We start from the raw sequence: 15,531 nt of genomic DNA, 5'->3' as shown, positions 1-15,531 counted from the left end.
ATATATGGAAAAAATACTCATTATTGAAGATGATCAGAGTATTGCACGTCTTCAAAAGGATTATCTTGAAATCAATGGTTACGAAGTCGTCATCGAGGAAACTGGCGATTTAACAAAGATTATTCCCATGCTTGAAAATGTCAACCTCATTATTTTGGACTTAATGCTCCCAAAAGGCAACGGGATTGATATTTGTAAACGCATTCAATCGGTTAAAGACATCCCCATCATCATTATTTCTGCCAAGGATCAAGATATGGATATCGTCCTTGGCCTCGGTGTAGGTGCGGATGACTACATGACGAAACCCTTTAGTACCAGTGAACTCATCGCCAGAGTGAAGGCACATCTCAGACGTTATCAGAAGATGAAATCAGCTCAAGATGGCTCCTATGAAGATTCCAATATCGTCATCAGAGATATGGTCATCAACGAAATGACCAAAACTTTTTCGGTAATGGGCGAACTTTTAGATCTCACGCCAAAAGAATTTGAAATTATCGTGCTTCTCGCTAAAAATAGAGGTCGTGTGTTCTCAAAAGAAGAAATTTATGAACGCGTGTGGAAATACGATTCGTTGGGAGATGCGTTTACGGTTACAGTACATGTCAAGCGCATAAGGGAAAAAATAGAAGCCGTTTCGCCAAACACCACTTTCATAGAAACCGTTTGGGGCGTTGGATACAAGATCATTTAAATGTAAAACCGCCCATTTCCAATTACTCTAAGTGAGTGCTGGAAATGGGCGGTTATTTTATTTCAATAATTTTTTCACCCATTTTATATTGTTTTTATAAGGTGGATAAATCAACGACAAATCCAACTTCGTTGACTTTTTCAAGATGCTTTTGCGATGTGAAAAGGTTAAAAAGCTATCGTGTCCATGATAAGACCCCATACCGGAATGCCCAACGCCGCCAAATGGCAACGATGAGGATGCCACATGTGAAATCGTATCATTGATACAACCACCACCAAAAGCAATCTGTTCCATGAGCAAGTCCTGTATCTTTTCATTTTCCGAAAACACATAAAATGCCAGTGGTTTCGGGTGTGCTCTCACCTCATCGATGACCTCTTCTAGATTTTCATAAGTTAAAAGCGGGAGCACTGGACCAAAGATTTCGTCTTTCATCACTGCATCTGACCACTCGACCCCCTTCATCACAGTTGGTGCAATAAAGCGTTCTGCGCGATCGTATTGTCCGCCAATGATTACCTTGCTATGATCTATAAGTGCCGTAATTCGATCAAAATGCCTCTCATTTACAATGCGGCAATAATCTGGACTCTTTATAGGCGCGATTCCATAGAAATCCACAAGAACATTTGTAAGTTCATCTATGAAAGCTTTTTCTATCGACTTGTGTACATAAACATAATCTGGTGCCACACAGATTTGTCCTGCATTCATAAATTTGCCCCAAGCAATGCGTTTTGCTGCAACTTTAACATGAGCATCTTTATGGACAATAACAGGACTTTTGCCTCCTAGTTCAAGTGTAACAGGCACTAAATTTTCTGCAGCGGCTCTCATAACAACCTTACCCACAGGCACACTCCCTGTAAAGAATATATAATCGAAGGGTAAGTTAATCAGCTCTGTTGTGGCCTCACGCCCCCCTGTAACCACAGCAATGTAATTCGGATCAAATAATTTTGAGATCAATTTTAAAATAACAGCCTCTGTATAAGGTGTATACTCCGATGGCTTCAAAATAGCGGTATTTCCTGCAGCCATTGCACCAATTAATGGCTCTATTAAGAGTTGAAACGGATAGTTGAAAGGCGCTACAATCAAAACGGTTCCATAGGGATCGTACTTGTAGTAACTTTTCGCCATGGGCTGATGCAATGGTGTTTTAACATGCTGATCCTTGGACCACTCAGGCAAATGTTTGATCATATCCGATATACTATCGAGTACAAATCCAACTTCTGTGGCATAGCCCTCAAAGTGGGGTTTCCCAAGGTCTTTTTGAAGAGCATCCAATATTTCTTTTTCATACACCAAAATGCCCTCTTTGAGCTTCGTCAATTGGTTAATCCGAAAGTTTACAGATCGTGTTAAGCCACTCTTATAAAAATTTTGTTGCTGTCTAAATAGCACTTTCATTTATTGCCTCCTTGTATCTATCATTGTCCAATAAAGCTTCGGAAATAGTTGCATTCCACATTGTCCATTGATTTCATCATACTCAATATAGGATGGATACCCTTAAACTGTTGAAAAAATCATCTTATGATCTATTTTAAAAAAACGGCACACATTTTGTGTACCGTTTTAGGAAAGGGATATTTAGCCCTATTTATTTAATATTTTCGCAACCATTGGCGCTCTTAATTTTGCGCCTGGGTTGAAGCCAGATCCAATCAAGGGTTTTGCATATTTGATAAATGCATCTGTCACATTGTTGCCTTCTGCATTCATAAATTCTGCTGGCATATGCTTCGTCTTTGCAGCAACTTCTTTAAGATCAACAAGTCTATAGCTCACTGCATAATCGCCTGTTCTCTCCATAACCACTGAACCATCTAGGTTGTCAATTAGAGCATATTGAACTGCTTTTTCAGCAACTTCTCTAGCCTCTTTTTGATCCGTATCAGACACACAACCTAAGAAAGATCTTTGCATATAACCTAAAGTATCCGCTCTAACTCTACCAATGCCAAGTTTCGCTTTAACTTCTGCTACTAATAAATCGCCAAGTGCACCAGTACCTGATAATTGAACATTACCATGTGCATCTCTTTCGACATTATCTTGGAGTTTCGTGACGATTGCTTCGCCGGTTTCATCTTGAATCCCTTCAGAAACTGCCACGATACATCTGCCATGTTTCTCATAAACACCTTTGACATCTGCAAGGAAGCTTTCGATGATAAAGGGTTTTTCTGGGAAGTAAATTAAATGCGGACCATCATCTTCAAACACTCTACCAAGTGCAGAAGCACCTGTTAAAAAGCCTGCATGTCTGCCCATGATCACGCCAATATAAACGCCAGATAAAGCTCTGTTGTCATAATTAATGCCTGCAAATGCTGATGCAACATATCTTGCAGCCGAGCCAAAGCCAGGCGTATGATCGTTGATTACGAGGTCATTATCCACTGTTTTAGGAATGTGAACCGCTCTGAATTCATAATTTTGACTTTTTGCTTCTTCATTGACAATTCTAACGGTATCAGAAGAATCGTTACCGCCGATGTAGAAGAAAAATCTGATATTATGTGCTTTCATAGATTCAAACATTTTTTTACAAAATTCTGGTGTCGGCTTAACACGTGTGGATAGTAATCCTGAAGAAGGTGTCGCTGCAACCGCTTCAAGGTTAGCAACCGTTTCCCTAGTCAAATCCATGAATTCTTCGTTTACGATGCCTTCAACGCCATGTACTGCACCATAAATTCTTTCCACTTGAGCATATCTTCTAGCTTCAAGGACAACACCTACCATGGACTGGTTGATCACCGCTGTTGGACCGCCACCTTGTGCGACTAATAAATTACCTTTTAATACTTGTTGACTCATATTATTTCCTCCTAATCACAATTCTTGTTCGAGGCTTAAAGTTCATAAACCTTCGAAAACTTCTCTTCTAAATAGTCACAGTAATACTTAGAATTTAAACGCTCTCCTGTAATGAGCTCAATTAACTCATTTGGTTTTTTTAAGGCACCATATTGATGCACTTTATTGTTTAACCATTTTGTCAACGGTTCAAAATCACCTCTTGAAAGACAGGCTTCGATATCGATCTCCTTGCCCATATAGTGCGCAATTTGAGCGGCATAAGCACTTCCTAGCGCGTAGGTAGGGAAATAGCCAAATAAGCCTTCTGACCAATGTACGTCCTGTAGGACGCCCTCAGCATCATTTTTGGGGACAATGCCTAAGTAGTCTTTAACTTTTTGGTTCCAAACGCTCGGCAATTCACCTACTTTGATAGTGCCATCAATTAATCCCAGTTCAATTTCGTATCTGATCATAATGTGAAGTGAGTAGGTTAATTCGTCTGCTTCGATCCTGATAAATGAAGGTTCAACTTTGTTGAGCCCCCTATAGAAGGTTTCCACGTCAATCGCTTCTAATTGCTCAGGGAAGACAGACTTTAGATACGGTAAGAAATATGAAACAAACGCTTTGCTTTTACAAAAATTGTTTTCATAGATCCTCGATTGAGATTCATGAATCCCATTTGATGTACCCGTCGCAAGTAATGTCGGTTGTAATTTACGATCAATGTTTTGTTCGTAAATGGCATGTCCGCCCTCATGAGCTGTACTCAGCATGGCTGATGCTAAGTCGTTTTCATAATAGTGCGTCGTTAACCTCACATCATCAATGTCAACACCCATCGTAAAGGGATGAACACTTTCCTTGAGCATACCTCTGTCCAAATCAAATTTCATTAGGTCTAAAAGTTGCCTTGAAACTTGATCTTGTAAATGCGTCGGATAACTTTTATTTATGAAATCCGTTTGAATTTCAAGCTGTTTATCCGATATTTTTTTGAGCAAAGGGACCACTCGTGCTCTCAATTCATCAAAAAAAACATTGAGTTGATCCACTGACATCCCTGGTTCAAAATCATCGATATATAAGTTATAAGGATGCCCCTCGAATCCTCGGTAATCCGCAAATTTCAAAAGCGTGTTGATCACCTTTTCGAGATAAGGTTCAAACATCTTGAAATCAGATTGTGCTTTAGCTTCTTCCCAAACCATCGAAGATTTAGAAATCAGTTCATTGTATGCTTGAAATTCATGCATTGGTATTTTTGTGAGTTTATCATATTCTTTTTTGGCTTCACTCACGGAGACACGTCTTATTTCATCAAGTGACTCGAGGTTTGCCATCAGGAGTATCAAGTCTTGATCTAGTTGATCATTTACAGTTAATTGATATAAAAAACCACTCATTGTTCCAATAGATTTACTTCTTGCATCGGCGCCACTTTTAGGAGCTCCAGTCGAAGCATCCCAAAACAACATAGACATCGCATAGTTCAAAGCTTTAATCTTGCCCTGAGCTTCATCGAATCTATGTAATGCATCCTTGATCTGATCTGTATTCATTTTATTATGCTCCCTTCAGTTCTACGAAAATATCAATATGTTATAATGAATCTTATACTATACGATTATACCAAAAAATATAAAAGTTGAAACCATTTAATTTCTGTGATAAACTTATTTTTGGAATTTTAGTGAAGGGAGATTCAATATGACGCTATACGATTCATGGAATGAAATACTCGAAGGTAAGGGCATAGATCAAGCACAATCCGATGCTTTTTGGAATGAATATCTGTCAAAAGAGAAAGATATCTACGCGGCCATTTTAGAGAGCAAATCTACTAAAATCAGCAGTACAATCGCTGATTTCTGCAAGACGTACGATTTAGAACCTGTTTTATGTTTAGGGTTTTTAGATGGTATCAATACGAGTCTTGAAACTGAGGTCGATTTAGAGACGATCACTGAAGAAAGTGCTTTTGAACTTTCAATTGATCTTGAAAAACTTTACTTTAACATGCATAAAGCAAAAGCAGAGTGGCTCTACACGATTCCAGTATGGGATGAAATTTTAACAAAAGAAAAACAGAAAGAAATCAAGAGAACGTATGGTGATTCTGTTACGGTACGTATTGAAGAGAAAATTGGGCGTAACGATCCTTGTCCATGCGGCAGCGGTAAAAAATACAAAAAATGTTGCTTAAACAAATAATCCACTGATTCTAGAAAAGCTTATCACCAGTGTTATCATGCACTCGTAATAAGCTTTTTTTAACTTATTTATTATAGAAAAAGTTGTATTAGCCACTTAAGAAATGCATTCATATTTGGATAAAGACTTCTAACTTTAAGCATAAAGGCTTCGCTTTGAGCAGGTAATCGAAACGCATAAATCTCTTTTCCATGAAGTGCTTTAAAAGTATCTGTGTAGCCCATCAATACACCTGAAGCTTGTCCACCTATCGCAACCTCTTTTGAAATTGCAAGGCCTCCGATAGCCAATGTATTGGCTACTGCAAGGCCTCCCACTGCCAATACTTTTGATATTGCCATACCGCCTATCGCCAAGTTATACCCTAAGGCAATGCCACCAAAAGTTATCATTCCAACAGATAAGCCACCAAAACTGACTATCCCTAGTGCCAATCCGCCAACACTGATCAACCCAACTGACTTTGGACCAATAGCAATTATGCCAAATGCAGTACCCAAATTGCCTCTAATTACATGTATTAGCGGTATACCAAAAAAATTAACTTCACTTTTAAATTCCGATTGATAGTGACCCTTTTTTATTTGATGTTCCAATAAGTTTTCTGTAAACTCCCTTGCGACTTCCGCCACAGGCCCCATCGCTTCTATTGGATCTTTGACGTCAGTTGCTTCAGCTTGAGCGTAAAGCGTTTCCAACAAGTCCATTTTAATTCGCCTTCTCACTTTATAAGACGTTGGAATTTGATTTATAATTTGATTTACATAGCGTTCAAATGCTCTAATTTTCATTTTGACCTCCTCATCGCTTCAAAATCGCCTCTATTTTTGACTGAAAAAAATACCACTCATCCATTGTCTTTTCAAGCCATTCCAAACCGACCCGTGTTATGCGGTAATATTTACGTGGTACCCTTCTTTCGCCATCAAATGATTTTTGATAACTTTCAAGCATCTTTTTATCTTCTAATCTATACAATATCGGGTATAAAGAACCTTCTTTAAGAGAAAAATACTGTTCACTATAAAGCTCTAATTTTTTTATAAGTTCATATCCATAGACATCTTCTTCGCTTATAATCTTTAAAACAATAATTTCTAAAGCACCTTTTTTAAGCTGCTGATTAATTATATTCAAGAGATACCTCCTTTACTGCATCATATGCTTACCATTGCTAAGTATATAGTACACAAAATCATTTCTTATGTCAAATAGATACTTTATCTTTTTTGATAAAAAAAAACCTCTATGAGGTTAGGCTTTATATGGCCTAACCTCATAGAGGTTTACTTCATTTATTCAAATTTCATTTTAACTTCTTAAATCAGCGATTGCTTTAGGCTTACTAATTAAGTATCCCTGTCCAATATCGCAACCATTTAGTGTTAAAAATTTCAAAGCTTCCTCGGTTTCTATGCCTTCACAGATAACCGACAGATTAAATATTTTACCCAGCTGAATGATATTGATTGTCATCTGCTTGTGTTTTTCTGAAGTCATCATTTTTTTCGTAAAGGACATGTCCAGTTTCAGTTCATCCAGAGGCAGCGATTCGATATAACTATACGAAGAGTAACCTGTTCCAAAATCATCAAGCGAAATCTTATAGCCCTTATCTCTTAACAAGTTTAAAACAGATATCTTTTCCTGCTGTGATTTAATCCAAATATTTTCTGTGATTTCAAAATACACACGAGAAGGATCCACTTGATATTTTTCCCTCAAGGCTTCCACTTGTGTTAAAAAACGGGTGTCTTCCAATTGCAATACGGATAGATTAATAGCCACTTTCATATGGGGCCCTAATAATTTAAAATCTCTAAAAACCATTTCAATAATATGATCTCCCAAAGCTGATATCTGTCCTGTTTCTTCTGCAATCTCTATGATGGTTCCTGGAGCAATCTCTTGATTGTTTAGTGTCCATCTCAAAAGTGCTTCATAACCCACAATCTCTTGAGAGATCAAATCTAATTGTGGCTGGTAAAACATGACCAATTCATTATTTAAAATCGCACCCCTTAAGGCTTCGCTGATTTTCACCTTCTCACTTATGGTTTCAATCAAAGTATCATCAAAGGTTACAAAACAGCCTCCGCCTAATTCTTTAGCTCTATTTTTGGCAAGATCTAATTTCATCAGGAGTTCATCAGAATGTTTGCATTTATTCAAATCAGGTCCTTCTAAAATGCCCATAGACACCGATAAGTAAATATCAGAACGGTTGATGTTAAAAGGTTTTTCAAAATACTTGAAAATGACTTCACTTCCAGAAACGACATTATCTATCTTCTGTATAATCATAAATTCTGTTCCGCTTACACGATAGACTTGATCCTGGCTCTTTATGAGCTCCTGTGCAACTTTAGCAAGAACCAGATCTCCAAATTGATGCCCTCTTATATCATTGATATATTTAAATCGATCTATATCCAATAAAATCAACCTGATCTTTGGAAATGCTTTATCGACATGCGCTCTTGTCATTTTATCGAGCTCTAATCGTAAAGAAGTGAAATTTTTTAGTTCCGTTAACCCATCCACATATGCCAATTTGTAGATTTCATGCTGAGCCTCTTTGACCTCTTGTATAACTGAAAGCACTCCGAAAACACTCTGTTTGCCACTTTGTTCATCTCTCTGTATAGACACTTTTTGTCTGACCCATCTATAGACGCCATCTGGAAATTCTATTCTGTATTCCATTTCAGCCTTGTACGCACTACTCTTTTTTATAAAGGCTACGAGTTCGGTGTGGTTTGCAGATGCAAATCCCTCCCATTTGGCTAGGTCCTCCACATGGATCTTACTTCTGATGGTTTTCAGTGCATTTACCAGTATGCCCTCTTTAATGCCCAATAGAGCTGCCATGCTTTCTGTAATGTGAAATATATCATTTTCATATTCATATTCCCATATGCCTTCTTGCACAGCTTTCATCGCAATGTCATATTTTTCACTAAGCCTTTTATACTTTTCGCTTTCATTTTTATAATTCAATTTGCTATCACTTAATTTAAGATGTGAATACTCCATATAATAAAAAATAATGCCAAAAGCAATCAAAAATAGAGCTGCATTCGAGATTCCAACTAAATAGTAATCAATTTCATTTTGTCTTATAATCGCTGCTGATAAAAAGACGACTCCGCCTACAAACATTTGCACAAAGGCTAGATTTTTTTGTCTATAATCTCTAAAAAAATAAAGGATCGTAAAAAACACAAAGAAAATAAAGCTACCCAATATTAGTAATTGGGACGTGTCAATCTTTTTAAATGCCACGGGAATAAACATTAACGCATTTAAGCTTAAGATGATTGAAAGAACGCTCGCTATGTATTTTTTTTCAATCCTACTTTGGCGAACATATCTAACATAAGAAAAAATAGCACTAAACAATATCCCATTTAACAATAAAGAAACCAACCATTGCTGCTGTATATAGCATGCAATCTTAGGGTAGAACATGAGATAGCAAACGATCGTAGCAATAATTTGCCAAGAATATCCAAATGTAAAAAAATCTTTAAACGGATCCCTCCCCTTATAAGCCGACTTGATACCTATAGCAATATAAGTGATAATTGAAAATGTGATCATCACCAGTGTGATTTCTAATACCATTTTGCCTCCATGTATAAAATTTGATTCTAACGATCAATCAGTACATACTATACTATTATAATAAAAATTGTTGTTAATTAAAAGTTAAAAAAATACATATTAAAATTTTGATGATTATTCAGCATCATTGTCACCCAAAACTTCATTTTAGCTGACACGTTTTCGTCTAACCGCTTAGAGCAGGTTGAACATTCCTGCCTCTAAGCTGGACGAAAACTAATGATTATACAAAAAAACTGAATGAATGCACTGCATCCATTCAGTCTATTTTTAATTCAACCTTATTGCTAGAGTGTCAAAATTCAATCGTTGAGGAACCTCTACGATATATCAGATTGACTTAGAGAGGATTTGTAAAGTCTTCTCCTATCGAGTACAAAAATCGGATCCGTAAACTGACCTTCCTCTAAATCTCGGAGCGCCTTGTTCATGTCATACATCCTTGCATCGATCATATCCAGATAGTGAAGTAATTCGCCCTCTGGAATCAAGGGTTTTTTAGGACTTCCATACTCGGCTTCATAATGGTGAGAAAGAATCATGTGCTGTATCAAAAGTGAAATTTCACGATCAATTTTAAGTTCTACGGATTTTTGCTCTATTTTCTTAATACCCATGATAATATGGCCCAAAAGTTGACCTTCCATGGTATATTCGCCCACAACACCCACTTCATTCGCATCCATTTCATTCATTTTTTCAATATCATGCAATATAACACCTGCAAAAACCAAATCCCTGTTTAGATTCTTATAGATGTCACATAGAACATCACCAGAGCGGAGCATCCTTAAAATATGATACAAAAGACCTGCCTTAATCGCATGATGATTGGATTTTGCTGCTGGATAATACATCAATTTGGGTTTATATTCTTCAAGCAGTGCCAATACAAGCTTTTTAATATCTTTAGTACTCATTTTATTGACAAAGAATAGAATTTCATTGTACATCGTTTCAGCATCAATGGGTGCAGTGGGAATAAATTGACTGTAATCGACTTGATCATCCTCTTGTAAAGTTCTAATTTTAATCACTTTAAGCTGTACTGAAGATTGCCATTGAGTCACACTTGCATGTACTTTAACAACTTCTCCAGGATTGTAAAGACTTTCAATATCCCCTTTGACATCCCAAAGTTTACCATTCACTTCACCACTAATGTCTTGAAAGGTAAAGTCAATGTAGGGTTTATTTGCACTTGAAGTTTTTACATTTTTAGCTTTGATGAGATAAAATGCGGTGACATCTTCACCAATCTTTAAATCTTTAACAAACACATTAACACCCTTTCTTATTAAGACAAACTAGAATTTTTCAATTGTATATTTCGATTTTAAAGCTTCAACTTTTGAAAGATAAGCTTCATTTTGTTTTTGAATTAATAATTGCTGCATAATTTGGTTAATGACCATAGGCAATGCCTGTACGCCACCTGCTTGAGATGCTTTTTTCACGATTATGTGATATCCAAATTGTGTTTGAACCGGTTCAGAAACCACATTTTCATCGAGTTCAAAAGCCACAGCTTCAAATTCTGGTACCATTTGTCCTTTTTGGAAAAAGCCTAAGTCGCCACCTTTTTCACTTGACGGACAAGATGAGTATTTAGACGCTGCTTCTTCAAAATTTAACCCACCATCGATTTCAGTCTTGATCTTCTGAGCTTCTGCTTCTGTATCTACTAAGATATGTGAAGCTTGTACTTGTTCTGGCGATTCAAAATAGTGTGGATTTGCTTCATAAAAAGCTTTTGCTTCCGCTTCACTTACTTCAACACTATCAATTAAAGTTTTAATGTTAAATTGCTTTAATAAGCTTTCTTTCATTTTATCTAATTCCGCTTTAAAAGCAGGACTATTTTCCACATCTGTCTCTACCGCTTCAGCATAGAACAACTCTTGATAAACGAGCTCATCTAAAAGACGTCCCATGCCTTGTTCTCCTTGGAATTGTCCTTGTACTTGTTGTCCTAATGTTGCAAAAAATGCATTTAAATCATTTTCTGTAATTTCTCTACCGTTTACTTTTACTAATACTTTAGACATTTATGTCTCCCTTCTCATAGAAAAAGCCAACATTCCTGCTAGCTTCCACATTTTATTCATACTAATCATATCAAATTTTACAGCGCACGCCTATAGCTTTCGCTTTAAATTTTCAAAAAAAACATCAAACATTTTTTGAGTTATGCCCAGTTCGGAAAACGCTTTTGCATCGAGGTTCTGCTGATAATGGTTATTATTCATATACTTCCATGCATAATAGTTCGCAATGTGCATGCTGATTACAAGTTCTTTGTTGATGACTTGATCACAAAAGGGCTCATGGTGGTATAACGCAGCTTCAATGATTGGAAAAGGCAATCCCCATAAATCGAGTAAATGGCCACCAAGCTCCTCATGATTAAATCCGATCATTTCTTTTTCCACTGAATTGATATTAACCCCTTCTTGACTGTTGACGATTTCCACTATTTTGTTGAATTCTCTTGGAAAATTGCTCATGAGCACAATACTGCCGATATCATGCAGTAAACCCACTGAAGAAATGTTATTGTTGAGTTTCTTCCCCAGCAGTTCAAAATACATAGCATTTAAGATTTTGTTCGTCAAGCTGACATGTTCCCAGTGAAGTTGCCTAGTTTTAGGGGGTAATCCATCATTTCCAAATACCGCATTGGTCAAGATAATATTCTTAACGTTAATCAAACCAATATACATAATGGCTTGTCTTATAGACCCCGTCTTGGCATTGTAGAACGCCGAATTCGCCATTTTTAAAATATTTGAAGTCACCGCAGGATCTTCTTCAAGCTTAAGCGCAATTTCTTCAACAGAGGCATTTTCTTGAATTAAGAGATTCAACTGGTGATAAATTTCTGGCACCGTGGGTAAATGTTTAAAATTTGAGACCAGATTAACCAGTTCACTGTTTTTCACCTGCTCATCAATAGCAATCACTTTATCAATAATAATAAACAATTCTTCATGATCAATGTTTTTCTTCCAACTCATTTGAGCACTATTTTGCTGTTTTGGCATATAGTAGTCCATAGAAGTGGAGGCATTCATCACTGCAAGTCTAATCACTTTTGGATACTTGAGCTTTAGAAAACTCAATAAGACTTCAATTTCATTTTCATCGGATAAATCAACCAGCACCATTCTATAATCTTTTTGAGCCAGTTGTACCTTAGCTTCTTCAAAGGTTGACGTCATCGATAAATCGTATACATCATGGCTAAGTCTATTATTGAATTTTATTCCAAACACTTCGTCGTTGGATACAAGCAATAAACTATTCATTAGGCACTCCAATCTCCTTTTGATCGGTTATGTCAACCCATCACATCATAATAAGTATACCCTAGCATAAATAAATCTCACAACTAATTTTTTAAGGATTTAAAGATTTATAAATTACTTTCTTGAAACCAGTCATATAAATATGTTAAAATTACTATGACGAACAACAGTAATGGTCTATTTAGCTGTACCTCCCTCTGTAAATCCCTATGTTACAGTTAAATATACCGGTTGAACAGTCATTCCTTGAATGCTAAAGTTTACTTTAGCATTTTTTTTTATACACAAATTTGTGCGTATAAAAATGCGTAAATTTATTTAAAAATGGATTTTTGAGGTATATATCTAATAAGTCGAAAAAGAGGTGATCCTTATGTTGATAAAAACAGTTCATGAATTATCTGAGCTTCTAGATCAATTTTTACAAACCCTATTTAAAAAAATAGACACTGAACTGGTTCCAGATTTTTATTTGGTTTCGTTTGATATCGCCAACGACCTCATCAACATGAGATTTGCCAATGATATTATCGGCATACCCACTACGATTGAAACTCTAGAAACCCTTTACCAACGCAAGAAATTCTTACAGAACCTCATGGATCTCCATATTTCAAAATCTTTTTCGGAAAGTAGTGCTGTTTTTTATTCAGATATTTTTGTTTTTAACAATACTATTTTTGCTTATGCCTATAAATTTGATCGTAAAATATTAGATTCTTATTATAAGATGACAGACGATATTGATGTTCAAACGAAATCCATCATAGAAGCCATCATATCTGAGGTCACAAAATATGTTAATCAATGCGCCACTAATTTTATCGGGGATCGAGAAATGACTCCGAAGGGGATTAATGATCTCCTCAAAGATGCTGGAAAAACGCTTATGAATAGCATCCTAAATGATGAATCCATCTCCAATCCGTTTGATAAGTTTAGTAAAATATCCTCCTTAAGTTATGAAAAAGCATTTAGCAATGGTAAAATTTTACTCCTAAAACAAGATTCGCTCTCCAGTGTAGTGGATTCCTCGCACATAAAACTCTTACTGACTTTTGAGGATCGATTGCCACTGTCTAGTTTTAGGCATATACGTAAAATTTTAGAACTTTCAAAAAAAGATATCTATCTCTTGTCAGATGGGGAATACATCTACAGTGTCATTCAATTCACTGAAGAATCCTATCATCTTGATAAAGCAAGACATTACTTCATCATTGAATTTAACACCTACTACTCTTGGCAATTAAATCACAATAATAACAAATTGATGCAAGTAACCAATGAGGAAGTCTATATTCCAAAACCGAAAATCAGCTATTTCAATTTCAGTTATGAGTTCAAAAAAGTATTTCCAGAAATTGAAACCAAAAAAATTCTCAACCTATACAAGTTGATCTTAGAAGCTTTAAAACAAGTCAAAGGCACCATCATCGTCATTTCCAAAAATGCACGTAGTGAGGCTTTTAGACTAAGAAATCAAGGTTTCATTATCAATGCAACCTTCCTAAACGTTTCCACCATCAAATCAATTACCAGTATTGATGGTGCTGTCTTAGTGGATGTTGAGGGGTTCTGTCACGGCATTGGCGTAATCTTAGACGGCGTGGCAACTGAAAAAGGTGACCCGTCAAGAGGCGCCCGATACAATTCTGCCATTAGATACGTAGAGACCATTTCCCACAATCAAAGCTATTCAGATTGTCTTACAGTAGTCATCTCCGAAGATGGCGATGTGGATATTATTTCAAAGCACACTTTATAAAAAAAAAGCATCCGAAGAAAAGGATGCTTTACTTATTGATAAAGATTTCATATATGCTGACTGCCAACAAGAACGTGCTGAACAACAGTCCAAATAACGCTAAAAATATAGAACCCTTTATTAGAGCTATCAACCCAAGCGCGGCAACAATACCAATCGCCCATTTACCTCGTCTCGTAATCCGATATTCGCCCATAGATCGCACCCCATTGAAAACATTATAGTATTACTGTTATACCTACTCAACATTTTACTGTATTCTTGCGTTAATTTCCAGTAATATCATGTTTTTACCCCATAATTATTTTTTTAAACTGTGAAAAGAATAACGTAATTGAAAAGTCTTCTCATTTAGTTTATACTAAATGAGAACGTTCTCATTTAGAATCGAGGTGTATTTATGTTTTTACAAGTTTCCTATTGGACCGCATTTTCTGCAGGTGTGGCTTCTTTTTTTTCACCATGTCTGCTCCCCCTTATTCCAGCTTACATCATGTATATGGCAGGTGCATATGATGCGCCGACCCTATCCCAAAAGCGTAAACTGATCTTGTTCAGAACTTTTGGTTTTATCATAGGCTTTACAATCGTCTTCATGCTCCTTGGCATCTCTGCAAGCGCACTTGGCAAGATTTTTGCCACCCATAAGGTCTTACTGGCGAGGATCAGTGGGGTATTGATTGCATTTTTTGGACTATACCTTATGGGGATGTTTAAAATGCCCTTACTCAGCAAGGATTATAGAAAATCTAAAGCACAGGGTAAAATGAACTTTTTTACCTCTATAGGCATAGGCATGGCATTTGCTTTTGGTTGGACACCTTGCTTTGGCCCAATTTTAGGTGCAATTTTAGCTTCTACAGCAGCTTTGAGCCGTAATGTTGCCGATGGCGCCAAACTTTTAGGGATTTACTCTATGGGCATGGCCATTCCCTTTATAATCACAGCACTCTTTATCGGCACCGTTGAAAAATACACTCAGAAACTCAGCCAACATTCTCAAGCGATTAATCGCGTGGCTGGCGTCATTATGATTCTTTTAGGCATATTGATGACAACAGGGAAACTTGGCAGTTTGGTTAATTATTTGCTTTAAA

13 protein-coding genes are annotated in these 15,531 nt (G+C 36.6%); 4 read left to right on the top strand and 9 right to left on the bottom strand.

Annotated elements, in window-relative coordinates; genetic code table 11:
* Nucleotides 1–4: 4 nt before the first annotated feature.
* A complete protein-coding gene (locus tag F3D3_RS12545) occupies nucleotides 5–697 on the top strand; it encodes a response regulator transcription factor (protein ID WP_069874401.1) in 693 nt (230 codons plus the stop codon).
* Nucleotides 698–754: 57 nt separating this feature from the next.
* On the opposite strand, the gene F3D3_RS12540 is transcribed toward F3D3_RS12545, so the two are convergent.
* From F3D3_RS12540 to F3D3_RS12530, 3 genes are all read right to left on the bottom strand, one after another.
* A complete protein-coding gene (locus F3D3_RS12540) occupies nucleotides 755–2,116 on the bottom strand; it encodes an aldehyde dehydrogenase (protein WP_069874399.1) in 1,362 nt (453 codons plus the stop codon).
* A gap of 189 nt (nucleotides 2,117–2,305) precedes the next feature.
* A complete protein-coding gene (locus F3D3_RS12535; protein WP_069874398.1) occupies nucleotides 2,306–3,532 on the bottom strand; it encodes a 6-phosphofructokinase in 1,227 nt (408 codons plus the stop codon).
* Nucleotides 3,533–3,567: 35 nt separating this feature from the next.
* Nucleotides 3,568–5,079 (bottom strand): carboxypeptidase M32, encoded by a 1,512-nt coding sequence (locus tag F3D3_RS12530; RefSeq protein WP_069874396.1) that lies wholly within the window; start codon nucleotides 5,077–5,079, stop codon nucleotides 3,568–3,570.
* Nucleotides 5,080–5,227: 148 nt separating this feature from the next.
* On the opposite strand from F3D3_RS12530, the gene F3D3_RS12525 reads away from it, so the two are divergent.
* Nucleotides 5,228–5,731: an SEC-C metal-binding domain-containing protein gene (locus F3D3_RS12525; RefSeq protein ID WP_069874394.1), complete on the top strand. Its 504-nt coding sequence runs from the start codon at nucleotides 5,228–5,230 to the stop codon at nucleotides 5,729–5,731.
* Nucleotides 5,732–5,802: 71 nt separating this feature from the next.
* Here F3D3_RS12525 and F3D3_RS12520 read toward each other — a convergent pair whose 3' ends face one another.
* The 6 genes from F3D3_RS12520 to F3D3_RS12495 form a co-directional block, all read right to left on the bottom strand.
* Nucleotides 5,803–6,522: a hypothetical protein gene (locus F3D3_RS12520; RefSeq protein ID WP_069874393.1), complete on the bottom strand. Its 720-nt coding sequence runs from the start codon at nucleotides 6,520–6,522 to the stop codon at nucleotides 5,803–5,805.
* Nucleotides 6,523–6,532: 10 nt separating this feature from the next.
* Entirely contained in the window at nucleotides 6,533–6,868 is a 336-nt protein-coding gene (locus tag F3D3_RS12515) for a PadR family transcriptional regulator (RefSeq protein WP_069874392.1), read from the bottom strand.
* A gap of 174 nt (nucleotides 6,869–7,042) precedes the next feature.
* Nucleotides 7,043–9,358 (bottom strand): EAL domain-containing protein, encoded by a 2,316-nt coding sequence (locus F3D3_RS12510; protein ID WP_069874390.1) that lies wholly within the window; start codon nucleotides 9,356–9,358, stop codon nucleotides 7,043–7,045.
* A 320-nt stretch (nucleotides 9,359–9,678) separates the two neighbouring features.
* Nucleotides 9,679–10,638 carry a 3'-5' exoribonuclease YhaM family protein gene (locus tag F3D3_RS12505; protein WP_084389005.1) on the bottom strand — a complete coding sequence of 320 codons (960 nt, stop codon included), beginning with the start codon at nucleotides 10,636–10,638 and terminating at the stop codon, nucleotides 9,679–9,681.
* Between the two features lie 27 nt (nucleotides 10,639–10,665).
* On the bottom strand, nucleotides 10,666–11,406 hold the full coding sequence (locus tag F3D3_RS12500) for a peptidylprolyl isomerase (RefSeq protein ID WP_069874387.1): 741 nt from the start codon (nucleotides 11,404–11,406) through the stop codon (nucleotides 10,666–10,668).
* 90 nt (nucleotides 11,407–11,496) lie between these two features.
* Entirely contained in the window at nucleotides 11,497–12,666 is a 1,170-nt protein-coding gene (locus tag F3D3_RS12495; RefSeq protein ID WP_069874385.1) for an HDOD domain-containing protein, read from the bottom strand.
* 373 nt (nucleotides 12,667–13,039) lie between these two features.
* Here F3D3_RS12495 and F3D3_RS12490 point away from each other — a divergent pair, with 373 nt between their 5' ends.
* Together F3D3_RS12490 and F3D3_RS12485 are read left to right on the top strand one after the other, a co-directional pair.
* Nucleotides 13,040–14,434, top strand: coding sequence for a DNA integrity scanning protein DisA nucleotide-binding domain protein (locus F3D3_RS12490; RefSeq protein WP_069874383.1), 1,395 nt, complete (start codon nucleotides 13,040–13,042; stop codon nucleotides 14,432–14,434).
* A gap of 400 nt (nucleotides 14,435–14,834) precedes the next feature.
* On the top strand, nucleotides 14,835–15,530 hold the full coding sequence (locus tag F3D3_RS12485) for a cytochrome c biogenesis CcdA family protein (protein ID WP_069874382.1): 696 nt from the start codon (nucleotides 14,835–14,837) through the stop codon (nucleotides 15,528–15,530).
* Nucleotide 15,531: the final 1 nt, after the last annotated feature.

The organism is Fusibacter sp. 3D3, assembly GCF_001748365.1.
Taxonomy (GTDB): Bacteria; Bacillota; Clostridia; order Peptostreptococcales; family Acidaminobacteraceae; genus Fusibacter_A.
This window is presented reverse-complemented; position numbering and strand designations above follow the sequence as displayed.